Raw genomic sequence first — 24,734 nt, 5'->3', positions numbered from 1 at the left:
GCCCCGGCGCCCGCGGGCCGCTCCCACGCATGTAATCAAGGCGCCAGCCAATCGGGCTCTCCTCGACCAAAACCAAACCGCCAGCAACCCGGGCTTTCCTCAATTAACACCAGGACGCCAGCTGATCAGCGTCTCTCAGCCAACCAGCTTCCACCCGGCTATCCAGCGCGGGATGCGGCCCACAAATCAGCCAGCCCGCACCTGCCGCACGATCGCCGCAGCCTTGGCCGAGCTTTCCTTGACCTTGTCCCACTGGCCCTGGGCCAGCCAGTCCTTGGGCACCATCCAGGAGCCGCCGATGCACAGCACGTTCGGCTGCGACAGGAACTCGGCCGCGTTGGCTTCGCTGATGCCGCCGGTGGGGCAGAGCTTGAGCTCGGACAGCGGACCGGCCAGGCCCTTGAGCATCTGCAAACCGCCTACGGCGGTGGCCGGGAACAGCTTGCAGACGCGGAAGCCCAGGCCCATCAGGGTCAGCAGCTCGGTCGGCGTGGCCGCGCCAGGCACTGCGGGAATCGGCGCGTCGGCCAGCAGGCGCGCCAGCGGCGCCGGCGTGCCGGGGGTGACCAGGAAGTCTGCACCGGCATCCACCGACTGACGCAGTTGCAGCTCGCTCAGCACGGTGCCGGCGCCGATCACGATGTCGGGCAGCTCGCGCTTGAGCATGGCCAGTGCGTCGATCGCGACCGGAGTGCGCAGGGTCAGCTCGATCGCGGGCAGGCCGCCTTCGAGCAGCGCATCGGCGACGCGGCGGGCCTGGTCCAGCGTGTCCACGGTGACCACCGGCAGGATGCCGGCGTCGCGCAGCAGCTGTTCGGCGGTGTTCTGGGTCTGGGCAATCGTCATTGCAACTCCGGTAGACGGCGACCGCAGGGCGGTCGCGCAGAGGGAAGGGGAATCAGGCGTCCTTGGACTCGTGCGGTGCGGCGGCGGCCTCGGCATCGGCACCGAGTTCGTACTCGGCGTCGTAGCTCCACAGTGCGCCGTCCGGACGGGTCGGGCCGCAGGAAATCGAGATGGCGCCCTGGTCGGCGGGGCCAACCACCTGGCGGTTGATCGCGAACAGGTTGCGTCCCAGGTCGTTGCCGGCCACCGAGGTGTTCGGCGCGACCTCGCGCGATGCCCACTCTTCGGCCGACACCAGCACTTCCAACGTGCCGGCTTCGCCGTCCAGGCGCACGATGTCGCCTTCGCGCACACGCCCGATCGGACCGCCGCGTGCGGCTTCCGGGGTCATGTGGATCGCCGCCGGGAACTTGCCCGAGGCGCCGGACAGACGGCCGTCGGTGACCAGCGCCACGCGCCGGCCCTGGTTCTGCAACAGGCCCAGCAGCGGCGCCATCGAGTGCAGTTCCGGCATGCCATTGGCACGCGGACCCTGGTAGCGCAGCACCACCACGAAATCGTGCGGCAGCACGCCGGCGGCATGCAGCTTGTTGAGCACCTGCGGCGTATCGATCACCACCGCCGGCGCCTCGATTGTGCGGTGCTGCGGCTTGACCGCCGACAGCTTGATCAGCGAACGGCCCAGGTTGCCGCGCAGCAGGCGCAGGCCGCCCTGCGACTCGAATGCGGCGCTGACCGGGCGCGCCACGCTGTCGTCGGCGGTGGTCGCGGTGCCGGGCACGTACACGATCTTGCCGTCCTGCAGGCGTGGCTCGTTGGCATAGGCACGCATGCCGCCCTCGACCACGGTGGGCAGGTCGTCGTGCATCATCCCGGCGTCCATCAGCTCGCGGAACACGAACGCGGTGCCGCCCGCAGCCTGGAAGCGGTTCACGTCGGCTTCGCCGTTGGGGTAGATGCGGGTCAGCAACGGCACGGTCTGCGAGATCAGGTCCATGTCGTCCCAGGTCAGCACGATGCCGGCCGCGCGCGCCACCGCAATCCAGTGGATGGTGTGATTGGTCGAGCCGCCGGTGGCCATCAGCGCGACCACGGCGTTGACGATGGCGCGCTCGTCGATCAGGCGACCGAACGGACGGAAGTCCTGGCCCAGCGCGGAGATTGCCAGCGCACGCGCGGTGCCCTCGCGGGTCAGCGCATCGCGCAACTGCAGTTCCGGGTTGACGAACGAGGCGCCGGGCAGCTGCACGCCCATCGCTTCGAGCAACACCTGGTTGGAGTTGGCGGTGCCGTAGAAGGTGCAGGTGCCGGGCGAGTGATACGAGGACGATTCGGCTTCCAGCAATTCGGCGCGGGTGGCTTCGCCAGCGGCGTAGCGCTCGCGCACTTCGGCCTTCTGCTTGTTCGGAATGCCTGGCGTCATCGGGCCGGCCGGCATGAACAGCGCCGGCAGGTGCCCGAACGCCAGCGCGCCGATCAAAAGGCCCGGCACGATCTTGTCGCACACGCCCAGGTACACCACGCTGTCGAACATGTCGTGGCTCAGGCCGATCGCCGTGGCCTGGGCGATGTTGTCGCGCGAGAACAGCGACAGCTCCATGCCCGCGCGGCCCTGGGTCACCCCGTCGCACATTGCCGGCACGCCGCCGGCAACCTGCGCGGTGGCGCCGAGCGTGCGCGCGGTCTCACGGATCAGCTGCGGGTAATGCTCGAACGGCTGATGTGCCGACAGCATGTCGTTGTAGGCGGTGATGATGCCCAGGTTAGGCGTGGCCGCACCGCGCAGGCGCGACTTGTCGGTCGGCTCGGACGCAGCGAAACCATGCGCAAGATTGCCGCAGCTCAGACGGCTACGGAACGGACCCTCGCGCAGGGCGGCATCGAGACCGGCCAGATACGCCGCGCGCGACGGCGCGCTGCGCTTGCGGATACGGTCGGTGACAGCTTGGATGTTCGGATGCAGGCTCATTGGCTACCGGCTATGAGAAACGGGGAAGAAAGTAATCACGCTTGTTAGATACCCGCACATGGATGTGCGGGCTCTTGCGAGGGACTCGCACGTTTGAATCCCCGCACAAGGATGTGCGGGCTGTTGCGAAGGACTCGCACAAAATCGGCTGTTGCGAAGGACTCGCACCAAATCGGCTCTTGCGAAGGACTCGCACAAAATCGGCTGTTGCGAGGGAGTCGCACTCAAGCACACCAGTGAACCCGCAACTTCGGGCCCGGCTGTTGCAGCGCCACCCGGATCGGATACTCGCTGACATCATCGCCCGCCAGCGCAGCCTGCAACACGTCAAGCTTCTGCTTGCCGCGCAGCAGCAGCAAGCGGGTCGGGATGGTGGCCAGCCCGGCCGGTGTCAGCGTGATCCGCAGCGGCCACTGATTCGAACCGGGGCAGCCGGTGGCATCCAGCGAGGCATAGGGCTGCGGACTGGACAGCGCCTTGCTCAAGTCGGTCGAGCCCGGAAACAACGAGGCGGTGTGGCCGTCGCCGCCCATGCCCAGCACTGCCAGGCATGCGGGTTCGGCATGCCTGGCCTGCAGGTTCGCGGTGTGCACGCACTCGGGCAACTGCTTGCCCGGGCGCACCAGCGGAATGAAGGTCGCCGCCGGTGCATGGGTCAAGAAGCTGTGATTGACCAGCCAGGCGTTGCTGTCCTGATCCTGCGGCGAGAGCCAGCGCTCGTCGACCAGGCCCACTTCCACCCGCGACCAGTCCAGCGGACGGTGGGCGAGGGATTCGTACACCGGCGCCGGTGTGGTGCCACCGGACAGCAGCATGCGCGCCTGGCCGCGGCGCGAAATCTCCTGTTCCAGCAGGTCGGCCATCTCGCTGGCGACCGCCTCGGTCCATTCGGCCGGGTCTTCGTAGCGCACCAGTGTGATGCGCGGATTGTCCTGCAGGTTCATCGCTGCTCCCCTGGATGCTGACGTTGTGCATCCACTGCATAGGCGGCGGCGCCGAGCAGGCCTGCATGCGGATGCATGACTGCCAGCGACGGCACCCGCGACATGATCGCGGAGAAGCGTCCCTTGTGTTCAAAGCGCTGGCGGAAGCCGGAATGCTGCAGCGAATCCAGCACCTTGGGCACCAGCCCGCCAGTGAGGAACACGCCGTCCCAGGCGCCCTGCATCAGCACCATGTCGCCGGCGATCGCGCCGAAGATGGCGCAGAACAGATCGATGGTGCGCGACGAGCGCGGGTCGCCCGCCGCCGCACGTGCGGTGATGTCCTTGGGCTGCAACGGACCCGGGTCGACCCCGGCGATCTCGCTGAGCGCGCGGTGGATGTTGACCAGGCCGGGGCCGCAGATCAGCCGCTCGTTGGAGACCCGGCCGAACTGCTCGGACAGGATCTCCAGGATGCGGATCTCCTCTGGCGTGCCGGGCGGGAAGCTGACGTGGCCGCCTTCGGTTTCCAGCGGGAAACAGCGTCCGTTGCGGATGATCAGCCCGCCCACGCCCAGCCCGGTGCCCGGGCCGATCACGCCGTAGTTGCGCGCCTGATCGATCGGCGCCGGCCGCCAGCTGGCGCCGCCAACCTGGACCACGTCCTGCGGGCGCAGCAGGCTGATCGCCATGGCCTGCGCGGCGAAGTCGTTGATCAGGTGCAGGGTGCTGAAGCCCAGCATCGCCGCGGTGCGCGAGCGCGAGATCACCCACGGATGGTTGGTGATGCGTGCCTCGTCGCCATCCACGCGGCCGGCCACGGCAAACACGCCCTGGGTGGCCTGCACGCCGATCTGGTCGAGGTAGTAACGCGCGGCTTCGCCGAGCGAGCCGAAGTCGACCACCGCAAATTCGCGCGAGGTGTCATCCAGCAGCGGTACCGAGGCGTCGACGTCGGCCAGCGCGAAGCGCGCGTTGGTTCCGCCGATATCGGCAACCAGCACCGGCTTGGAAGGAGCGGTCATGCGGTGTGTCCCTGTGCGTCGGTGGCGGGGGGCAGGAAGGGGGCCGCGGCATCGGGGCCCCAACTGCCGGCCGGGTAGGGCTGCAGTGGCAACTGCGCGTCTTTCCAGGCATCGCTGACGCTGTCGATCCACGACCAGGCGGCCTTGACCTCGTCGTCGCGCACGAACAGCGCCGGGTTGCCGTTGAAGGCATCCACGAACAGGCGCTCGTAGGCAATGCGCCGGTGCAGGCCGGTTGGCACCGACAGTTCCAGTTCCAGCGGCTGCAGTTCGATCGCGCCCCATTCCGGGCCGGCCAGGCTGCTCATCAGGCCGAGCTCGATGTTTTCCTGCGGCTGCAACTGGAAGGTCAGGCGGTTGGGCACGGCGTTCTGCCGGTCCGGGCGCTCGAACAGCCAATGCGTCACCGGCTTGAGCGTGACCACGATGCGGGTGGAGCGCTCGGCCAGACGCTTGCCGGTGCACAGATGGAACGGCACCCCGGCCCAGCGCCAGTTGTCGATATGCGCGGTCACCGCGACGAAGGTTTCCACGTCGCTGCCTTCCGGCGGGTGATAGGCCTGCGCCGGCTGGCCATTGATGCTGCCGGCGGTGTAGCGGCCGCGCACGCTGTCATGGGCGGCATGCTCGGCGGTCATCGGGCGCAGGGCGCGCAGCACCTTGACCTTCTCGTCGCGGATGCGGTCGGCTTCCAGCGAGGCCGGCGGCTCCATTGCCACCAGGCACAACAGCTGCAGGATGTGACTCTGCACCATGTCGCGCAGCGCGCCGGAGCGGGCGTAATAGGCATCGCGCCCGTCCACGCCTTCGCTTTCGGCCACCAGGATCTGTACCGACTCGATGTAGGTGCGGTTCCACACCGCTTCCAGCAGCGTATTGCCGAAGCGCAGCGCGATCAGGTTCTGCACCGCCGCCTTGCCCAGGTAATGGTCGAGGCGGAACACGCGGTCTTCGTCGATCAGCGCGCCGATCGACTGCAGGATCTCGCGGGCGCTGTCCGAATCGTGGCCGATCGGCTTTTCCAGCATCAGCCGGTGCGGCGCGGCCAGCGCGCCGCCCAGCGCCAGCCCCTGGCAGGTGCTGATGTACAGGCCCGGCGGAATCGCCAGGTAGCTCACGCACTGGCGGCTGGCCAGCTCGCGCACGGCGTTGGCCACCGACTCGGCATCGCGCAGATCCACCGAGCGATAGTCGACCCGCTGCAGCAGCGTCTGGATCTGCTCGGGCGTGGCGATCGGCAGCGCGGCGGCCAGACGCGGGCGCAGGACCTCGCGGAAGGCCTCGGTGTCGTGCGGCGACAACGCCAGCGCACGGATACGGAAATCCTCCGGCAGCAGGCCGTCGACGAACAGTCGCAGCAGGGACGGGAAGAGATAGCGCTGGGCGAGATCGCCGGTGGCGCCGAACAGGATCAGGGTGTTATGCATGGACCGAATTTCAGATTCTGGAGACATCGTGATCAGCAGCTGGTCGGAAAGGCGCCGGACAGCCGGCGGTCGGTATGTCTGTTCCTGAGCGTCACTGGCGTGCGCGCAGCGGGGGATGGACGCGCGCGCCCAGTCCCCGATTGTTGCAGCAAGTGGCCGTCAGCGGTTAGCGCCGCGGCGGTAGACCTGCCCATGCGTGGCCGGATGCCGGCCCTTGCACGGTAGGCTGCACCGCTTGAAACAGCGGCTTGGGTTGGTGGCGGCATGGTCCCTCCCGAGATCGATGTTGCCATGTGAAAACGATTACATGTCAGAATAAACCAATGCATTCGTTTGCAGGAGATTTCCTTGCAGGCGCATGTGGCGTCACCGCCGTCGGGAGGGCCGAGGGCAGGGCGCACAACTTACGTTGAGGCCGAAGATGGCGAAAGTGCAGTTGGAAGGTGTCCGCAAGGTCTACGAGAACGGCCAGGTCGCGGTGCAGGGTGCGAGTTTCGAGGTCGCCGATGGCGAGTTGATGGTGCTGGTCGGTCCGTCCGGCTGCGGCAAGTCGACCCTGTTGCGCATGATCGCCGGGCTCGAGGACATCAGTGCCGGCACATTGAAGATCGGCGAGCGTGTGGTCAACGACGTGGCTCCGAAGGACCGCGACATCGCCATGGTGTTCCAGAGCTATGCGCTCTACCCGCACATGACCGTGGCCGAGAACCTGGCCTTCGGGCTCAAGTTGCGCGGCCACCCCAAGCAGGTCATCGCCGAACGGGTCAACAACGCCGCCGAGCTGCTGGGGCTGACCCCGATGCTCGACAAGCTGCCCAAGGCGATGTCCGGCGGCCAGCGTCAGCGCGTGGCGCTGGGACGGGCGATGGTGCGCGAGTCGTCGGTGTTCCTGCTCGACGAGCCGCTGTCCAATCTGGATGCCAAGCTGCGCCACAGCGTGCGCACCGAGATCGCGCAGCTGCATCGCAAGCTGGGCACCACGATGATCTACGTCACCCACGATCAGGTCGAGGCGATGACGCTGGGTCAGCGCATCGTGGTGCTCAAGGACGGGGTGATCCAGCAGATCGACAGCCCGATGGCGCTGTACGACCGCCCGGCCAATCTGTTCGTGGCCGGATTCCTGGGCAGCCCGGCGATGAACGTGCTGCAGGGGCGCCTGGATGAGCAGGACGGCCTGCATCTGGTCATGGCCGATGGCTGGCGCGTGCCACTGGGTGCGGCCCGCATCGATCGCAGCTGGTTCGGTCGCGACGTGATCGTCGGCGTACGCCCGGAGCACCTGCAACCGTCAAGCGATACCGCACTGGGCTTCGATGCGCGTATCGATGTGATCGAGCCGGTCGGCAACGAGATCTTCCTCAACCTCGACCGTGGCGGCCAGCCACTGGTGATCCGTGTCGCACCGCAGGCCTTGCCGGCGGTAGGCGAGCCGCTGCGCCTGGCGTTGCGCAGCGAGGCGTTGCACTTCTTCGACCCGGCCAGCGGCGAACGGCTGGCGCCGGCCTAACGCGCCAGACCCTGCACGAACGCAAGCGGGCGGGCGGTACGCGCGCCCGCCTGCAGCACGGCGTCGGCCTCCAAGGTCAGCTCCAGCGGCAACACCGCCAGTGCGAGATCGCCCGCCACGCTGACCAGCGTGCCGACGGTGGTCTCGCCCAGCAGCACGGCCTGGCCCGGTTCTGCCGCGGCATCACCGACGGCCGCCTCGACCTGCAGCAGCTGCAGCGCACGCTTGGCCTTGCCCAGGAAATGCGTCCGCGCAACGATTTCCTGGCCCGGATAGCACCCCTTTTTGACGCTGAAGGCGTGCAGGCGATCCAGCGCCAGCTGTTGCGGCGTCCATTGCTCGCGCTGCGAGTCGGGCAGGCGCGCCAGCCCCAGTTGCAGGTCTGCACGGCGCCAATCGGCGTCCATGCGGGCAGATTCGATAGGCGCGGCCAATGCCTGCTGGTCTGACAGCAGCACCAGCGTGCGCGGCAGGGCAGGGCTGCCCATGTCCAATTCGATACGCTGCGTTCCGATATCGGCCTTCGCGCCTTGCGCGCGCGCAGGTGTGGCGAAGCCGCCATAGGCCGAAAGCGCCGCCACGCCGATCTTGAGCTTGCGTCGGAACACAAAACGGCCGAGTTGCGCCGCGATCCCGGCCGCATCGCCGTCGGGCAGCAGCAGCAACAGGTGCGTGTCGTCCTCACGCAGGAGTGCGAAGATGGCGATCACGCGCCCCTTCGCCGTCAACCACGCATTCCATTGCCACTGCCCGATCGCCAGCGCCTGTACGTCGTTGGCAAATTGCGCATGCGCGAACGCCACTGCATCCGTCCCGGTCAAGCGGACGTATTGCATGTCATGCAGGGAGCCAAAACCCTGCGGAATAAGATTCAGGTTGTCAGCCACGGAAGGGGAGGACTAAAATCGCAATGTTGTGAGACCACTATGATAGGCCATCCAACCCCCACCCCAGCGCAGGATTCCGAGACGCAGCCTTCTCCTCAGGAGCATATTCCCGAGAAGCAGCCACTGCCCAAGGAAATTGGTGGACGCGACGGCCCTGAGCCAACGCGCTACGGCGACTGGGAAAAAAATGGACGCTGCATCGATTTTTGAGCAGCTTTTAGCCACAGCGGCCTAGTGCCGCCCAGCCGAGATACGAGCCCAGCGAATGGCGATCCGCGAACGTCCTCTTTCCCCGCATCTCCAGGTGTACCGCTGGCAGATACAGATGGTGACCTCGATTCTCAATCGAGCCACCGGCATCGTACTGTCCATCGGCGCTCTGGCGATTGCCGCCGCCCTGCTGACGTTGATGCTCGGCCCCGACCACTGGAATTGTTTCCGCGCGCATGCCGGCGCCTGGTACGGGCAAGTGTTCCTGTTCGGCTGGACGTGGTGCTTTGCGTTCCATCTGTTTGGCGGCCTGCGCCACATCCTGCAGGACTTCGGGCAGGGCTATGCAGTGCGCTCGTTCGTCAGCCTCGGCTGGCTGTCGCTGATCCTGAGCTTCGTGCTCACCGCTGCCATCTGGGCATATGTGCTGCTGGCCGGAGGTGCCGTATGAACCGCTACCGTACCCCGTTGAAAAACGTGCGTGGCCTGGGTGCCGCCAAGACCGGTACCGAACACTTCGTGGTGCAGCGCCTGACCGCCACCGCCCTGGTGCCGCTGTCGATCTGGTTCCTGATCTTCGTGCTGAGCCTGATCGGTGCCGATCACGCCGCAGCCAGTGCCGCCGTGGCCAAGCCGTGGAACGCGATTCTGTTGGTCGGCTTCCTGATCGCCTCGTTCTGGCATGCACAGCTGGGCATGCAGGTGGTGCTGGAAGATTACGTGCACAACTCGCTGCTGGCGCTTGCGGCGCAGACGATCGTGCGCTTCGTCGCCGTGCTGGGCGCCATTGTCAGCGTGTTTGCCGTGGCGCGTATTGCGCTTGGCATCAGCTGAGTCGTCCGCGACCAAACAGGAATCCATAATTCGATGTCCGCTTACAAGATCACAGAACACAAGTACGACATGGTCGTGGTGGGCGCCGGCGGCGCCGGCCTGCGCGCCACCTTCGGCCTGGCCCAGAAGGGCTTGCAGACCGTCTGCCTGACCAAGGTCTTTCCGACCCGTTCGCACACCGTGGCGGCACAGGGCGGTATTTCGGCCGCGCTCGGCAACATGGGCGAAGACGACTGGCGCTACCACTTCTACGACACCATCAAGGGCTCCGATTGGCTGGGTGACCAGGACGCAATCGAGTACATGTGCCGCGAGGCGATCCCGGCCATCATCGAGCTCGAGCATTACGGCGTGCCGTTCTCGCGTACCGAAGATGGCAAGATCTACCAGCGCCCGTTCGGTGGCATGACCACCAAGTACGGCGAGGGCCCGTCCGCACAGCGCACCTGCGCGGCGGCCGACCGGACCGGTCACGCGATGCTGCATACGCTGTACCAGCAGTCCTTGGCGCACAACGCGCGCTTCATGATCGAGTACTTCGCGCTCGACCTGATCTTCGACGAAGAGGGCGTCTGCCGCGGCGTACTGGCGCTGGACATGTCCGATGGCAGCCTGCATCTGTTCCGCGCCCATGGCGTGGTGCTGGCCACCGGCGGCTATGGGCGCGCCTACTTCAGCGCCACCTCCGCGCACACCTGTACAGGTGACGGCGGCGGCCTGGTGATGCGTGCCGGCCTGCCGGTGCAGGACATGGAGTTCGTGCAGTTCCATCCCACCGGCATCTACGGCGCGGGCTGCCTGATCACCGAGGGCGTGCGTGGCGAAGGCGGCATCCTGCGCAACAGCAACGGCGAGCGCTTCATGGAGCGCTATGCACCGCATTACAAGGACCTGGCCTCGCGCGATGTGGTGTCGCGCTCGATGACCGTGGAGATCCGCGAAGGCCGCGGCGTGGGCGAGCACAAGGACCACATCCTGCTCGACCTGACCCACCTCGGCCCGGAAGTCATCAACGAAAAGCTGCCCGGCATCGCCGAGAGCGCGCACATCTTTGCCGGTGTGGACGTGACCAAGCAGCCGATTCCGGTGCTGCCGACCGTGCACTACAACATGGGCGGCATTCCGACCAACTTCTACGGCGAAGTCGTGCGCAAGCAGGGCGACAACCCGGATGCGGTCGTGCCGGGCCTGTATGCAATCGGCGAAGCCGCCTGCGTGTCGGTGCACGGCGCCAACCGCCTGGGTTCCAACTCGCTGCTGGATCTGGTGGTGTTCGGCCGTGCGGTGGCCAACCGTTGCGCCGAGACGGTCAAGCTCAACCAGCCACACAAGACGCTGCCGTCCGATGTCTGTGACAAGGCGCTGGGCCTGCTGGACAAGTTGCGCTACGCCAACGGCTCCACGCCGACCTCGGTGATCCGCGACAACATGCAGCGCACCATGCAGTCGGACGCGGCCGTGTTCCGTACCAGCAAGACGCTGAAGGAAGGCGTCGACAAGATGGCCGAGATCTTCGCCAGCTTCGAGGACGTCAAGGTCTCGGACCGCTCGCTGGTGTGGAACTCGGACCTGATCGAGACCTACGAGTTGAACAACCTGCTGCTCAACGCGGTGGCGACAATCAATTCGGCCGAGCAGCGCCACGAAAGCCGCGGCGCGCACTCGCACGAAGACTTCCCGGACCGCGACGACGTCAACTGGCAGAAGCACACCCTGGTCACCGTCGACGACAAGGGCAAGTGCGAGTTCGAATATCGTCCGGTGCACATGTACACGCTGAGCAAGGACGTGGACGTGGTCCCGCCGAAGCCGCGCGTTTACTGATCGATGCGCATGGACCGATCCGCTTGTGCGTTGCCTCTGCCTGCCGGCCTGTCCGGGCATGGCAGCGGCGCACCGTTGCAGGCGGATCGTGTCCTGACGCAGCGGCAACGCCGGCACGCCGCCGGCCGTTGCGCCACCGCTTCGGCAGTGGCGTCCGTCATCTTTACCTTCATGCGCACGGTGCGGTCGTCGTCCGCACCGCGCATCGCCTGAGCCAACGAGAGCAGCTATGGCAGAGTTCACCCTCCCCAAGAATTCAAAGATCGGCAAGGGCAAGCATTACCCTGCGCAGGGCGCCAAGAACACGCGCACCTTCAAGGTCTACCGCTGGGATCCGGATGGCGAGGCCAACCCGCGTACCGACAGCTACGAGATTGATCTCGACAAGTGCGGCCCGATGGTGTTGGACGCGCTGATCAAGATCAAGAACGAGATCGACCCGACGCTGGCGTTCCGTCGCTCCTGCCGCGAAGGCATCTGCGGCTCGTGCGCGATGAACATCGACGGCACCAACACGCTGGCCTGCACCAAGGCGATTGCCGCCTGCGGCAAGGCCGAGGTGCCGATCTATCCGCTGCCGCACATGAGCGTGATCAAGGACCTGGTGCCGGATCTGACGCATTTCTACGCGCAGTACGCATCGATCAAGCCGTGGATCCGCACCCAGACCCCGCCGCCGCCGGACCGTGAGCGCCTGCAGTCGCCGGAAGACCGCCGCAAGCTCGATGGTCTGTACGAGTGCATCCTGTGCGCCTGCTGCTCGACCAGCTGCCCGAGCTACTGGTGGAATGGCGAGCGTTATCTGGGCCCGGCGATCCTGCTGCAGGCGTATCGCTGGATCATCGACTCGCGCGACGAAGACACCGGTGCGCGCCTGGACGACCTGGAAGATCCGTTCAAGCTGTATCGCTGCCACACCATCATGAACTGCGCGCGGACCTGCCCGAAGGGCCTGAATCCGGCGCTGGCCATTGCCGAGATCAAGAAGCTGATGATGGCGCGTCGCGCCTGATCGCAGGTAGTGAAGTCCCGCCTTGGCGGGGAGAGGGTTCACAGCGGCACCGGCCCTTGGTCTGGTGCCGCTGTCGTTTTCGGCGCCGCGTCAGGCGAGGAGAGTGAGATGGATGAACAAGTCCTGCTGAAGAAACTGCGCTGGCGTTGCCGGCGCGGCATGCGCGAGCTCGATCAATTGTTCGGGCGCTATCTGGATCAACGCTGGGCGCAGGCTTCCGAGTCCGAGCGCGCGGTTTTCCTACAGCTGCTGGATTGCGAAGACGATAAGTTGTGGCGCTGGTTCATGGGATACGAGACCTGCCCCGATGCCGCCAACGCCGCGCTCATCGCCGATATTCGCGCCATGCCGGCTTGAATGGCGCCCCTCGCGCGGGCTGGTCTGCGCACTGGGCGTGCTGAGTGCACTCGCGTTGTGGGCGCTCTGGCGTAGCGGGGTGCCGCTGTGGTTGGCAGTGTTGTTGTCGGTCTATGCAGTGGTGGCGGGCGGCCGATCCTTACGCGTGCTGTTGCGTTCGCCAGCACGCGAGGTGATCGTGCCGTGGGGCCAAACGCCTGCCAGCGTTGACGGCAAGCAGGTGCAAGGCCTGCAGGTGGCATGGCGCGGCCCGATCGCGGTGGTGTCGTGGACTGGCCCGGATGCACGTCGCCGGCGCCTGCATTTCTGGCCGGATACCTTGCCGGTGGCGCAGCGACGTGAACTGCGTCTGGCCGCTCAGGCACACGCCATTTCGTCCGGGCGGCCGCAAGTGGCACCATAGCGTCCCTTTCCTGGTTGAACCGCATGTTCAAACCTATCCCGGTTGCCATCGGCTTGCGCTACCTGCGTGCCAAGCGGCGCAATGGCTTCATCTCGTTTATCTCGATGGCATCGATCCTGGGCATCGCCCTGGGCGTGACCGTGCTGATCACCACGCTGGCGGTGATGAGCGGTTTCCAGAAGGAGATCCGCGATCGTCTGCTGCAGATGGCCGCGCATGCCACCGTCAGTGCGGACGGCGCGCCGATGCACGACTGGCAGCATGCGGTCGAGGTCGCCATGGCCGATCCGCGCATCGCCGGTGCCGCGCCGTATATCGAAACCGAATCACTGCTGCAGGGCCCGCGCAAGCAGCCGGCGATCGTGCGCGGCATCGTTCCTGCCGAAGAAGGCAAGGTGTCGGTGCTGGCCAAGAAGATGCAGCAGGGGTCGGTCGACAGCCTGACCCCGGGCTCCTACAACATCGTCATTGGCAAGGAGCTGGCGATCTGGCTGGGCGTGGACGTGGGCGACAGCATCGTCGTGCTGCTCAGTGATACCCAGGCCACGCCCCTGGGTGCGATGCCGCGGCTCAAACGCTTCACTGTCAGCGGAATCTTCGAGGCGGGCTACAACGAGATCGACCGCGGCCTGGCCGTGGTCAACATGCAGGACCTGGCGCGCGTGCTGCGCATGGACGGTGTCACCGGCGTGCGGCTGCGCCTGCACGACATGGACCAGGCCTGGCCGGTTGCGCGCGATCTGGCGGTGAAGTTGCATGGTCCGTACCGGGTCAGCGACTGGACCCAGGAGAACGCCAATCTCTACCATTCGTTGAAGATGGAAAAGACCGTGATGGGCATCCTGCTGTCGCTGATCGTGGCGATGGGTGCGTTCAACCTGGTGTCCTCGCAGGTGATGCTGGTCACCGACAAGCAGGCCGATATCGCCATCCTGCGCACACTGGGCCTGTCGCCTACGGGCGTGATGCAGGTGTTCATGGTGCAGGGTTCGTTGATCGGCTTCATGGGCACGATCATGGGCGTGATCGGCGGCATCGTGCTGACGCTCAATCTGGAACGCATCCTCGGGGTGATCGAGACGATCTTCAGCGTCAAGCTGCTGCCCGAGGACGTGTATTACATCACCGGGTTGCCGACCGACATGCAGACCCAGGACGTGGTGGTGATCACCGTCGTCGCGCTGGTGATGAGCTTCCTGGCGACCCTGTATCCGGCATGGCGCGCGTCGCGGACCCAACCGGCGGAGGCGCTGCGTTATGAATGAGATCAGGGAATCGGGATTCGGGAATCGGGAATCGGCCGTGCAGACGTCAAGCCACGCAGAAGCAGTGATCCGCGCCGAGGGTCTGGGCAAGACCTATGCCGAAGGCAAGATGCGCACACCGGTGTTCGATCGATTGGATCTGACCGTGGCGACCGGCGAGACCGTGGCCATTGTCGGTGCCTCCGGTGCGGGCAAGAGCACGCTGCTGCATCTGCTCGGCGGGCTGGATGTTCCGACCTCGGGCGAGGTGTATGTGGCCGGCCGGCGCATGTCGGCGTTGTCCGATGGCGAGCGCGGCAAGTTGCGCAATCAGGCCCTGGGCTTCGTGTACCAGTTCCATCACCTGTTGCCGGAATTCACCGCGCTGGAAAACGTGATGATGCCGGTGCTGTTGTCCGGAAAAGAGGTCGCGCTTGCCCGGGCGCAGGCCTTGCAGCTGCTGGAATCGGTCGGGCTCGGACATCGCATCGAACACAAGCCCAGCGAGTTGTCCGGTGGCGAGCGCCAGCGTGCGGCCGTGGCGCGTGCGCTGGTGAACAAGCCGGGCTGCGTGCTGGGCGATGAGCCAACCGGCAACCTGGACGACAAGACCGCCGAGACCGTGTTCGAGCTGATGCTGGAACTCAATCGTGCACAGCGCACCAGCCTGGTCCTGGTGACCCACGACCGCAGTCTGGCCCGGCGTCTGGACCGCGTACTCGAATTGCACCAGGGCAAGCTGCGCGAGTTGGCGCCGTCTGCGGTGTAGGACGCACTGTCTGGCCGTCGGGCCAATCCCTGGCGGCTAGAGGGTGTTGAATCGCGGGTTTCCGATCGAAGATCCCGCATCCGGTTACCGATGCACCTGTGTGATGGGCGACCGGATGTTGCGACACCCTGTTCGCGCTGTATGCAGCGCCCGCGAGCATCGTCGCGTCGATGCGCGCTTTGATAGGAAACGGTCGCCGTCACGTGGGTGACGACGACCGGGTGCATCAGGGAATGATGCGCTGCGCGCGCAGGCGCGTGAACAATTCCAGGAACGATGCACGGCTGTCGTAGAACTCCAGGAAGCCCAGCTCGCGGCTCTTGGTCATGTCGTTGACGCACTCGATCTCGCGGCCCAGGTCGGCATCGGTGTGCCACCAGGATGCCAGCCGGTTGACGTCGGCTTCCACCAGGCCATGCTGCTTGGCGATCTCGCTCCACACCGCCGGGGCGGTCTCGCTCAGGCGTGCCTCCAGCGGCATCGGGGTCTCGGGGCAGGGCGCAGCTTCGAGCCCGAAGAAGTCGGCAATCTGGCTCCACATCCAGCGCCAGCGGAACACATCGCCATTGACGGTGTTGAAGGCCTGATTGCGCGCGGCCGGGCTCAGGCCGGCCCAGGCCAGCTGCTTGCCGAGCAGGCCGGCGTCGGTCAGGTCGGTGAGGCTGTTCCACTGCGCCTGCGATCCGGGAAACACGAACGGCTGGCCGGTGTGCTTGCACAGCGACGCGTACACCGCCAGCGTCACGCCCATGTTCATCGCATTGCTGCCGTTGGCCATGCCGATCATGGTGTGCGAGCGATGCACGCTCCAACCGAAGCCATGCTGCTCGGCATGCGCGAACAGCAGGTCTTCCAGCGTGTAGTAGAAATTCTCGCCGGGCTGGCGTGGTTCGCTTTCGCGGAACGGGGTTTCGGCCTTGCCGCTACCGTAGTTCTCGAACGCGCCCAGGTAGTGTTTGGTGCCGGTGACCAGCGCCATGTGCTGCAGCGGCGCATCGCTCAGGGCTTCGCACAGATGCCGCATCATCGCGCCGTTGGCTTCGACGTTTTCACGCTCGGTGTCGCGCCGGGTCCAGGTGCAGAAGAATACGTGGGTGATCGGCAGGCCACCCAGCGCCTTGCTGGTGCTCTCGGCATCCAGCAGATCGGCCGCAAGCGGGATCACGCCATCCTGAGGCAGCGGGCGCCGTGCCAGGCCGTAGACGGTCCAGCCGTCGGCCACCAGGACATTGGCGAGGTTGTAGCCGGAAATGCCGGTGACGCCGACAATCAGTGCAGTGCCTTTACGCATGGGGGAAGCTCCTCGAAAACAGTGGCGAACATAGCGCGGCGGCCATGAAATCGAGGCGAATGCAGGCCGATACGGTCGATGTGCGGCCCGTACACACTGTCCTGCCCAGCGTGTTGCGCGGCCGATAGGAGGACGCTCCCCCGGCCGGATGCGCCACGGCAGGCGCCGCCTTTTTCCTACCAGGCACAGCACCGATCGCTGCTGTGCCCGACACGGGCGCTGGCCTAACCTGAGTCGGTGGATGGACCACGGCCAGGATGGCGACCGACAGCATGCATGCGTCAGCACAGGCATCGCCTTCGCCGCAGCGCATATCGACGATAACGATCGCAGCGGCATTGTTGCTGGGCATCGTGGTGTGCGCATGGTCGCCTGCGCTGCTGTCGCGTGCGGTCTATGCGGCCTGCCTTGGTGCGGCGGCGCTGGGCATCGGTGTCAGCACATGGCTGCGTTTGCAGCCAAGGGTGCTGGTGTGGGCGCTGGCCACCGCCGTTTTCGGTTTCGGGCTGATGGGCTGGCAGGTCGCCGGTGTCCTGCAGGCACAACTGCGCCCGCAGGATGAAGTGCGAGAACTGGCGGTGCGCGGTCAGATCGTCGAATTGCCGGTCGCCGAGCCACGACGCACGCGCTTTCAACTGCGTGTGGATGACGATCCCGCGCAGCCTGCCGCACTGCGCGGCCAGCTGCTGCAGCTGGCCTGGTATGACGATTTCGGTGCCGAGCGGATGGGGCCGCGTGGTGCGCTGCGCGCAGGCGCAGGCTGGCAGCTGCGGCTCAAGCTGCGTGCGCCGCGTGGCTTGCGCAATCCTGGCGGGTTCGATGCCGAGCGGCATGCGCTGGCACAGCGCATTGCCGCGACCGGCTATGTACGGGTGCCGGCCGCTGCGCAGCAGGTCGCGGCACCGCGTGGGGTGGATGCCTGGCGCGAAGGAATGTCGCAGCGCATTGCCGAGCGCGTGCCCGGGCCGTCGACGCCTTACCTGCGCGCGCTCGCGTTGGGCGACACGCGCGGGCTGGACGACGCGGCCTGGGCCACGCTGCGCGCGACCGGGCTCAGCCATCTGATTGCGATCTCGGGGTTTCATGTGGGGCTGGTCGCTGCATTCGTGGCCGTGCTGGTCGCCGGGCTCTGGCGTTGCTGGCCAGCGCTTGGGACCCGGATTCCGCGTGCCCACGCGGCGGCAGTCGCCGCCTCGCTCGGTGCGGCTGGTTATGCGGTGCTGGCGGGTCTGGCGCTGCCCACGGTGCGCACCGTACTGATGATTGCCGTGGTCGCGTTGGCGCGGGTGGTACGGCGCCGTGCCACCACCGCGCAGATCCTCGCGCTGGCGATGTTGGCAGTGCTGCTTTGGGATCCGCTGAGCGTGCTGGTGGCCGGCTTCTGGCTCAGCTTTGCCGGGGTGGCCTGGCTGGTGTGGTGTCTGCCAGCGGACGATCGCGCGATCGTGCGGGGCTTCCTGTCCGCCCAGACCGTGGCCACCGTCGGCCTGCTGCCGTTGACCGTCAGCCTGTTCGGGCAGGCATCGTTGGTGGGGCCATTGGCCAATCTGGTCGCCATTCCCTGGTGGACCTTCGTGGTGGTGCCACTTGCCTTGCTGGGGACTGCGCTGGAAGCACTTCATCCGGGCCTGGGCGTGTGGGCATGGCGATTGGCGGGCTGGTGCTTCGAGCTGTCCTGGCCGGGCCTGGTCTGGCTCGGGCAGACGTCGGTGGCGTTGTGGTGGGTGCCCGAGTCCGATGCGACCGCCTTGGTCGTGGCCCTGCTCGGCGCGTTCTGGTTGTTGCTGCCGCGCGGCACGCCCGGCAAATCGCTGGCGGTGCTGCTATGGCTGCCGCTGCTGTGGCCGGACCGCGAACTGCCTGCGGCGGGCGAGGCCGACGTGCAGGTGCTGGACGTGGGGCAGGGCCTGGCGGTGCTGGTGCGCACGCAACGGCATGCGCTGCTATTCGACACCGGTCCGGCGGTGCGCGATGGTTTCGATGCCGGTGAGCGGGTGGTGCTGCCGGCATTGCGCGCGCTCGGCTTGCGCCGCCTGGATGCCATCGTGCTCAGTCATGCCGACGCCGACCACGCTGGCGGCTATGCGGCAGTACGTGCGGGATTGCCCGTTGCAATGACGGCGGCGCCGCCACAGGCGCCGCTGGACGTCAGCACGCGCTGCCGTGCCGGCCAGCAGTGGGTATGGGACGGTGTGCGCTTTCGCTTCCTGCATCCCAGCGCCGGTTTTCCGTATCTGCGCAATCAATCCAGTTGCGTGCTGCGTATCGAGACGCGCCATGCAAGCGCGCTGTTGCCGGGCGATATCGGCGAGATCGTCGAGCGGCGCCTGCTGCGGCAGCATGCCCCGGAGTTGCGTGCCGATCTGGTGGTGGTCCCGCACCATGGCAGCGCCGACGGCTCGCATGCCGGCTTCATCGCCGCCACCGGCGCGCGGCTGGCGCTGGTGTCTTCCGGACACGGCAATCGCTTCGGCCACCCGCGTGCCGAGGTGGTGCAGCGCTGGCAGGGCAGTGGCGCGGAGCTGCTCGACACGGCCCAGGCCGGGGCGATCCGGGTCTGGCTGGGCGCCGACGGCCTGCAGGTACGCGAGCGGCGGCGCTGGCAGCCACGGCTGTGGGATGCTGCGGAACGGCGGCGGTCGGCTGCTATCCTATCGACCAGCGAATAGGCGGCCGCGTCGCCGGAGGAATCGAATCGTGTTGGAGCTGGTCAAGGCAGGCGGTTGGCCGATGGTGCCGTTGCTGTTGCTGGGCGTGATCGCCCTGGCGATCATGCTGGAGCGCCTGTGGAGCCTGCGCCGCAACGAGGTGGCCCCGCCAGGCCTGGGCGAAGAGGTCCGCAACTGGGCTGCGCGCGGCAAGCTGGATCCCAGCCACATTGAATCGCTGCGTCGCAATTCGCCACTGGGCGCCTTGCTGGCCGCAGCGCTGGACGTGCGTGGGCGTCCGCGTGAGTTGATTCGCGAGCGCATTGAGGACACCGGCCGGCACGTGGTGCACCGCATGGAGCGCTATCTGAATGCATTGGGTACGATCGCCTCGGCCGGGCCGTTGCTGGGACTGCTGGGCACAGTGGTCGGCATGATCCAGATGTTCCTGGGCATCCTCGATCACGGCGTGGGCGATGTGAACCAGCTGGCCGGCGGCATCGGCAAGGCGCTGGTGTGCACGGCCACCGGCATGATCATCGCGGTGCCGGCGTTGATGGCGCATCGCTTCTTCAAGGGCCGCATCGCCGGCTACATCATCGAGATGGAGCAGGAAGCCACCTTGCTGCTGGACACCATGGACGGCCGCTCGGTGCCAGCCGCCGCGGCGCCGCTTGCGGCAGCTGGCAAACCCGTCATGGCAAAGGGCTGACGGATGCGCATCGGCAGTGACCGACGCCAGGACGAGCCGCATATCGATCTGGTGCCATTGATTGACGTGATCCTTGTCCTCATCATCTTTTTCGTGGTGACCACGACCTTCGACGCACGCTCCACGCTGCAATTGCAGCTGCCGACCGCCAGCGACCAACACACCAGCGCGCCGCCGCGTTCATTGAGCGTACTGGTCAATGCCGACGGGCGTTATTTCATCAACGATCAGGAAGTGCTGCGTTCGGATGTGGATTCGCTCAAGCAGACCATTGCCCAGATCGCCGGTGACGACCGCGAGCAGACGGTGTTGATGCGCGCCGATGCGCGTACACCGTATCAGGCGGTGGTGACCGCGCAGGATGCGCTGGGGCAGCTCGGCTTCCGCCGCATCGCGATCGCCACAGCGCCGCAGGCCGGCACCACACCCACACCCGGCCACACACGCACTAACGGAACCCGCCAGTGACCACCTCCAACGACCGCCCGGCGCCAGTCTCGTCCTGGCGCACGTACCGTCGCCTGCTGGCCTTCGCCAAGCCGTATCGCCTGTTGCTGGTCGCCGCGCTGATTGCCGCGCTGATCGAGGCGGCAGGTACGACCGGCTTTCTGGCGTTGATGAAGCCGATCACCGACGAGACCTTCATCTACAAGAATGCCGAGGTCAGCCGCTGGCTGCCGGTGCAGATCATCCTGTTGTTCGTGGTGCGCGGGGTCGCCGGCTACATCACCGATATGGCGATGGGCAAATCCGCACGCAGCATCGCGCGCGATCTGCGCGTCAAGGTGATGTCCAAATACCTGCGTCTGCCGGGGTCGCGCTTCGATTCCGAACCGGTCCCGTCGATGCTGATCCGCCTGGGCTCGGACTCGGACCAGGTGGCGCAGGCGGCGGTGGATGCGGTCAAGGTGATGATCCAGCAGTCGCTGCAGGTGATCGGCGCGTTGGCGCTGATGCTGTGGCATAGCTGGCAGGTCACGCTGACCATCCTGGTGCTGGCGCCGGTACTGGCCTGGGTGATGGACAAGGTGGCGCGGCGCTATCGCCGCATCAGCCACAGCATCCAGGAAAGCGGCGCGCATCTGTTGCAGGCGGCCGACCAGACCTTGTCCAGCCACCAGGAGGTCAAGATCTACGGCGCCCAGCAGACCGAAATGGAGCGCTATGGCGCGCTGGCCGACCGCAATCTGCGTCTGGCGATGAAGGTCGAATCCACGCGCGGCATTTCCACCGCCACGGTGCAGATGATCGGCGCGATCGGTCTGTCGGCGCTGCTGTTCGTGGCTGGTGCGCAGGCATTGGCCGGGCGGCTGACCGCCGGTGATTTCGTGGTGCTGATGACCTCGATGCTGACGATCATTCCCGGGCTCAAGCAGCTCACCAATGTGCAGAACATGGTGCAGCGCGGCCTGGCCTCGGCCGAGCGCCTGTTCTCGGTGCTCGACAGTGCCGACGAGCCGGATCAGGGCACGGTGCCGCTGACGCGCGCCAAGGGCTTGATCGAGTTCCGCAACGTCACTGCGCGTTATCCGGGGCAGGTGAATCCGGCCCTGGCGGAGGTCAGTTTCGTGGCGCAGCCGGGCACGGTGACGGCGATCGTCGGGCGTTCCGGCAGCGGCAAGTCCAGCCTGATCAAGTTGATTCCGCGCTTCTACGAGGCAGAGTCCGGGCAGATCCTGCTCGACGGTCACCCGGTGCAGGCGTACGCATTGGCCGATCTGCGTCGGCAGATCGCCCTGGTCGGCCAGCAGGTGATGCTGTTCGATGGCAGCATCGCCGACAACGTCGCCTATGGCGAAATGCGCAGTGCCGACGCCGGCCAGCTGGAACGCGCGATCCTGGGTGCCAATGCGATGGAGTTCGTCGCGCAACTGCCCGAAGGCCTGCAATCACACGTGGGCACCAAGGGCGGGCGCCTGTCCGGTGGCCAGCGCCAGCGTCTGGCGATCGCGCGCGCGATGCTCAAGGACGCGCCGATCCTGATCCTGGACGAAGCCACTGCGGCGCTGGACAACGAATCCGAACGCCTGGTGCAGGACGCCCTGCATAAATTGATGCCGGACCGTACCACCCTGGTGATCGCGCACCGCCTGTCCACGATCGAGCATGCCGACCAGGTGCTGGTGATGGACCAGGGTCGCATCGTCGAGCGCGGCACCCATCGCCAATTGCTGGAGCAGGGTGGCTTGTACTCGCATCTGCACGGCATGCAGTTTCGCGAACGTCAGGCATGAGCAAGCGCGGCGCCCGCACGCCGGGCTACTGGTACGACAATGCGCCGATTCCGCTGTCGGCGCGGCTGCTGGCGCCGGTCTACGGTGCAGCCATCGCGCTGCGACGCGCGCTGTATCGCCGCGGCTGGCGCAAGCGCCACGGGGTGCCGGTGCCGGTGATCGTGGTGGGCAACGTCACCGCCGGCGGCACCGGCAAGACCCCGTTGACGATTGCCCTGGTCGCCAAGTTGCAGGAAGCCGGCTGGACGCCCGGCGTCGCCAGTCGCGGTTATGGCCGCGAGGCGTCGGATACTGCACGCTGGGTCGAGGCGGACACGCCGGTGGCGCTCGGCGGCGACGAGCCGGTACTGATCGCCTGGAAAACCGGCGCGCGCGTGCGCGTGGACCGCGATCGTCTGGCCGCGGCGCGCGCCCTGGTCGAAGCGGGCTGCGACATCGTCGTCTGCGACGACGGGTTGCAGCACTACCGGCTCGCCCGCGATGTGGAGATCGAAGTGGTCGATGGCCAGCGCCGTTACGGCAACGGGCGCCTGTTGCCGGCCGGGCCATTGCGCGAACCGGCGGCGCGTGCGCGCGACTGCGATTTCCGCGTGGTCAATCTGGGCCAGGCCAGCGCAGCGACGACGCCACCCGTGCCCGCGCCCGATGACGCCGGATTCGGCGAATGGCAGATGCGCCTGAGCATCGACAGCGTGCAACCGATGGATGGCAAGCGCGCTCAGCCATTGAGCAGGCTGGCCGGCCAGCGCGTGCATGCAGTGGCCGGGATTGCGCATCCGGAACGCTTCTTCGCGATGCTGCGCGCGCGCGGCATCGGCGTGGTGCCGCATGCCTTTCCCGATCACCACGTCTATCGCGCCGCCGACTTCAGTTTCGGCAGCCGCCTGCCGGTGCTGATGACCGAAAAAGACGCGGTCAAATGCCGGCCGTTCGCCGACGAGTGGCTGTACAGCGTACCGCTCAAGGCAGAGTTGCCGGCGGCGTTCTGGGTGAGTCTGCTGGATCGCCTGGACAAGTTGGCGAGTCGGCAAGGCGTTTGAACGCTGCGCCGGTAGTGGTGATCTGCGGCTTGGTTGCAGGGCCCTTGCCCACCCACCGTCGCGGGACACGCCGCAAGTACATCCATGTAGGCTCTTACGCGGCATCCATGCCGCGTAAGGTCCCGCGACGGTGGGTGGGCAAGGACCAATCAAGATGGTCGGTGTGCATGTGCGAGCAGTGCATGCAGCGGCGTGCTGGTGCTATGTAGGGCATCGCTGCCAAACTGAACACCGCGACTTCGCTCAATCACAAAACGACATCATGCGATTCGGTTATCTCGTTTCTTCAACTCTTCCTGCTTTCCAGAGCACGCACGCATGACCGCCACAACGCCTGCAGATTTCGTCGTCGCCATTCCCGCGCGCTACGCTTCCACGCGCTTGCCGGGCAAGCCGCTGCAATTGATCGGCGATCGCCCGATGATCCAGCATGTGGCCGAGCGGGCATTGCTGGCCGGGGCGCGCGAGGTCTGGGTGGCCACCGACGATGCGCGCATTGCCGAGGTGATCGACGGCCTGCCTGGCGTGCATGTGGCGATGACCGGCAATGCGCACGTATCGGGAACCGACCGGCTTGCCGAATGCGCGCGGATCGCCGGCTGGGAGGCCGACACCTGCGTGGTGAACCTGCAGGGCGACGAGCCGTTCGCGCCGGCGGCCGGCATCCGTGCGGTGGCCCAGCTGCTGCTGCATTCCGGTGCCGAGATGGCCACGCTGGCCGCACAGGTCGACGACGCGCACGAGCTGTTCGATCCCAATGTGGTCAAGCTGGTGCGTAGTGCTGGCGGCGACGCCTTGTATTTCAGCCGCGCGCCGATTCCCTGGCATCGCGACAGCTTTGCCAGTCAGCCCGATACCTTGCCCGGTGACGGGCAGTGGCTGCGCCACATCGGGATCTATGCCTACCGTGCGGGGTTTCTGCAGCGCTTTGCCGCAATGCCGCCCGGCATGCTGGAGCGCATCGAGTCACTGGAACAATTGCGCGTGATGGAGGCCGGCTACCGCATCGCGGTGGCAGTGACGCCCGAGCAGTTTCCGCCGGGCATCGATACCCCGGACGATCTGGCGCGCGCGCAAGCGCGCCTGGCATCGGCATGAGGGTGCTGATCGTGTGCCTGGGCAACATCTGCCGCTCGCCAATGGGCGAGGGCGCCCTGCGTGCGCGGCTGGACGAGGCGCGCTTGTCGCCGCGGATCGAGGTCGATTCGGCCGGTACCGGCGACTGGCATGCCGGCGACCCACCCGATCCGCGCGCGATTCGCTGTGCACGCGGCCATGGCGTGGACATCTCCGGATTGCGCGCGCGCCAAGTGCGTACGGCAGACTTCGAGCACTTCGACTGGCTGCTGTGCGCCGATGGCAGCAATCTGCGTGATCTGCAACGCCTCGCCCCGGCGGCGCTGCGCGACAAGCTGGCCTTGTGGCTGCCCTGGGCGGGTGTGGAAGAGCGCGACGAAATCCCCGACCCCTACACCGGTGGCATGGACGATTTCGAGCGTGCCTGGCAACTGGTCGATACCGCTGCGCGCCAGACCGTGGCCAGGCTCACCCGCCGCTAATCGGGCTTGG

At 66.6% G+C, this 24,734-nt stretch carries 24 protein-coding genes and 1 pseudogene; 18 read left to right on the top strand and 7 right to left on the bottom strand.

The features are described 5' to 3' along the window. Positions 1-186 precede the first annotated feature (186 nt). The 5 genes from EO139_RS09885 to zwf form a co-directional block, all read right to left on the bottom strand. Positions 187-846, bottom strand: coding sequence for a bifunctional 4-hydroxy-2-oxoglutarate aldolase/2-dehydro-3-deoxy-phosphogluconate aldolase (locus EO139_RS09885; RefSeq protein ID WP_104650443.1), 660 nt, complete (start codon positions 844-846; stop codon positions 187-189). A 52-nt stretch (positions 847-898) separates the two neighbouring features. After that, on the bottom strand, positions 899-2,815 hold the full coding sequence (gene edd / locus EO139_RS09880) for a phosphogluconate dehydratase (RefSeq protein WP_104650444.1): 1,917 nt from the start codon (positions 2,813-2,815) through the stop codon (positions 899-901). A gap of 224 nt (positions 2,816-3,039) precedes the next feature. Further along, positions 3,040-3,759 (bottom strand): 6-phosphogluconolactonase, encoded by a 720-nt coding sequence (gene pgl / locus EO139_RS09875; RefSeq protein ID WP_104582556.1) that lies wholly within the window; start codon positions 3,757-3,759, stop codon positions 3,040-3,042. Beyond that, on the bottom strand, positions 3,756-4,763 hold the full coding sequence (gene glk, locus EO139_RS09870; RefSeq protein ID WP_104533472.1) for a glucokinase: 1,008 nt from the start codon (positions 4,761-4,763) through the stop codon (positions 3,756-3,758). The genes pgl and glk overlap by 4 nt, the downstream gene beginning before the upstream one ends. Then, positions 4,760-6,190, bottom strand: coding sequence for a glucose-6-phosphate dehydrogenase (gene zwf, locus EO139_RS09865; protein ID WP_104582557.1), 1,431 nt, complete (start codon positions 6,188-6,190; stop codon positions 4,760-4,762). Before zwf ends, glk begins: the two co-directional genes overlap by 4 nt. Positions 6,191-6,611: 421 nt before the next feature. On the opposite strand from zwf, the gene ugpC reads away from it, so the two are divergent. Beyond that, on the top strand, positions 6,612-7,700 hold the full coding sequence (gene ugpC / locus EO139_RS09860) for a sn-glycerol-3-phosphate ABC transporter ATP-binding protein UgpC (protein ID WP_104582558.1): 1,089 nt from the start codon (positions 6,612-6,614) through the stop codon (positions 7,698-7,700). Here ugpC and EO139_RS09855 read toward each other — a convergent pair. Further along, a complete protein-coding gene (locus tag EO139_RS09855; protein WP_104582559.1) occupies positions 7,697-8,587 on the bottom strand; it encodes a folate-binding protein YgfZ in 891 nt (296 codons plus the stop codon). The genes ugpC and EO139_RS09855 overlap by 4 nt on opposite strands. Here EO139_RS09855 and EO139_RS21815 point away from each other — a divergent pair. From EO139_RS21815 to lolD, 10 genes are all read left to right on the top strand, one after another. Then, on the top strand, positions 8,489-8,797 hold the full coding sequence (locus tag EO139_RS21815) for a DUF1674 domain-containing protein (RefSeq protein WP_338121599.1): 309 nt from the start codon (positions 8,489-8,491) through the stop codon (positions 8,795-8,797). The genes EO139_RS09855 and EO139_RS21815 overlap by 99 nt on opposite strands. A 55-nt stretch (positions 8,798-8,852) precedes the next feature. Next, the gene (sdhC, locus tag EO139_RS09845) at positions 8,853-9,248 is read left to right on the top strand and encodes a succinate dehydrogenase, cytochrome b556 subunit (RefSeq protein WP_104582560.1); all 396 of its coding nucleotides are present in this window, start codon (positions 8,853-8,855) and stop codon (positions 9,246-9,248) included. Next, positions 9,245-9,631 carry a succinate dehydrogenase, hydrophobic membrane anchor protein gene (gene sdhD, locus EO139_RS09840; protein WP_016902592.1) on the top strand — a complete coding sequence of 129 codons (387 nt, stop codon included), beginning with the start codon at positions 9,245-9,247 and terminating at the stop codon, positions 9,629-9,631. The genes sdhC and sdhD overlap by 4 nt, the downstream gene beginning before the upstream one ends. A gap of 33 nt (positions 9,632-9,664) precedes the next feature. Next, complete coding sequence (gene sdhA / locus EO139_RS09835) at positions 9,665-11,455, top strand: succinate dehydrogenase flavoprotein subunit (protein ID WP_126970372.1); 1,791 nt, start codon at positions 9,665-9,667, stop codon at positions 11,453-11,455. Positions 11,456-11,458: 3 nt separating this feature from the next. Further along, positions 11,459-11,668 (top strand): hypothetical protein, encoded by a 210-nt coding sequence (locus EO139_RS09830; RefSeq protein WP_104582562.1) that lies wholly within the window; start codon positions 11,459-11,461, stop codon positions 11,666-11,668. Positions 11,669-11,684: 16 nt separating this feature from the next. Beyond that, the gene (locus EO139_RS09825) at positions 11,685-12,467 is read left to right on the top strand and encodes a succinate dehydrogenase iron-sulfur subunit (protein WP_024938686.1); all 783 of its coding nucleotides are present in this window, start codon (positions 11,685-11,687) and stop codon (positions 12,465-12,467) included. A gap of 108 nt (positions 12,468-12,575) precedes the next feature. Continuing rightward, entirely contained in the window at positions 12,576-12,824 is a 249-nt protein-coding gene (locus EO139_RS09820; protein ID WP_104582563.1) for a succinate dehydrogenase assembly factor 2, read from the top strand. Continuing rightward, on the top strand, positions 12,775-13,227 hold the full coding sequence (locus tag EO139_RS09815; protein ID WP_104582564.1) for a hypothetical protein: 453 nt from the start codon (positions 12,775-12,777) through the stop codon (positions 13,225-13,227). The genes EO139_RS09820 and EO139_RS09815 overlap by 50 nt, the downstream gene beginning before the upstream one ends. Before the next feature lie 23 nt (positions 13,228-13,250). After that, complete coding sequence (locus EO139_RS09810) at positions 13,251-14,492, top strand: lipoprotein-releasing ABC transporter permease subunit (protein ID WP_126942082.1); 1,242 nt, start codon at positions 13,251-13,253, stop codon at positions 14,490-14,492. Next, on the top strand, positions 14,485-15,240 hold the full coding sequence (gene lolD, locus EO139_RS09805; RefSeq protein WP_164739044.1) for a lipoprotein-releasing ABC transporter ATP-binding protein LolD: 756 nt from the start codon (positions 14,485-14,487) through the stop codon (positions 15,238-15,240). The genes EO139_RS09810 and lolD overlap by 8 nt, the downstream gene beginning before the upstream one ends. A 226-nt stretch (positions 15,241-15,466) precedes the next feature. On the opposite strand, the gene EO139_RS09800 is transcribed toward lolD, so the two are convergent. Then, entirely contained in the window at positions 15,467-16,531 is a 1,065-nt protein-coding gene (locus EO139_RS09800; RefSeq protein ID WP_126942080.1) for an SDR family oxidoreductase, read from the bottom strand. Between the two features lie 257 nt (positions 16,532-16,788). Between EO139_RS09800 and EO139_RS09795 the strand changes: the two are divergent. From EO139_RS09795 to EO139_RS09765, 7 genes and pseudogenes are all read left to right on the top strand, one after another. Next, positions 16,789-19,335 (top strand): annotated as a pseudogene (locus EO139_RS09795) (DNA internalization-related competence protein ComEC/Rec2); the annotation flags it as partial. Beyond that, positions 19,229-19,891 (top strand): MotA/TolQ/ExbB proton channel family protein, encoded by a 663-nt coding sequence (locus EO139_RS09790; protein WP_115676959.1) that lies wholly within the window; start codon positions 19,229-19,231, stop codon positions 19,889-19,891. The pseudogene EO139_RS09795 and the gene EO139_RS09790, both read left to right, overlap by 107 nt. A 3-nt stretch (positions 19,892-19,894) precedes the next feature. Beyond that, entirely contained in the window at positions 19,895-20,359 is a 465-nt protein-coding gene (locus tag EO139_RS09785; protein ID WP_104582570.1) for a biopolymer transporter ExbD, read from the top strand. Beyond that, positions 20,356-22,125 (top strand): lipid A export permease/ATP-binding protein MsbA, encoded by a 1,770-nt coding sequence (gene msbA, locus EO139_RS09780; RefSeq protein WP_104582571.1) that lies wholly within the window; start codon positions 20,356-20,358, stop codon positions 22,123-22,125. The genes EO139_RS09785 and msbA overlap by 4 nt, the downstream gene beginning before the upstream one ends. Continuing rightward, positions 22,122-23,165 carry a tetraacyldisaccharide 4'-kinase gene (gene lpxK / locus EO139_RS09775; protein ID WP_104582572.1) on the top strand — a complete coding sequence of 348 codons (1,044 nt, stop codon included), beginning with the start codon at positions 22,122-22,124 and terminating at the stop codon, positions 23,163-23,165. The genes msbA and lpxK overlap by 4 nt, the downstream gene beginning before the upstream one ends. A 318-nt stretch (positions 23,166-23,483) precedes the next feature. Further along, a complete protein-coding gene (gene kdsB, locus EO139_RS09770) occupies positions 23,484-24,263 on the top strand; it encodes a 3-deoxy-manno-octulosonate cytidylyltransferase (protein ID WP_126970368.1) in 780 nt (259 codons plus the stop codon). After that, positions 24,260-24,724: a low molecular weight protein-tyrosine-phosphatase gene (locus tag EO139_RS09765; protein WP_126970366.1), complete on the top strand. Its 465-nt coding sequence runs from the start codon at positions 24,260-24,262 to the stop codon at positions 24,722-24,724. The genes kdsB and EO139_RS09765 overlap by 4 nt, the downstream gene beginning before the upstream one ends. The last annotated feature ends 10 nt before the right edge of the window (positions 24,725-24,734 follow it).

This window comes from Xanthomonas sp. BRIP62411 (genome assembly GCF_003993525.1).
Taxonomy (GTDB): Bacteria; Pseudomonadota; Gammaproteobacteria; order Xanthomonadales; family Xanthomonadaceae; genus Xanthomonas; species Xanthomonas euroxanthea.
The sequence above is the reverse complement of the archived record's forward strand: the minus strand, read 5'-3'. Positions and strand labels throughout refer to the sequence as shown.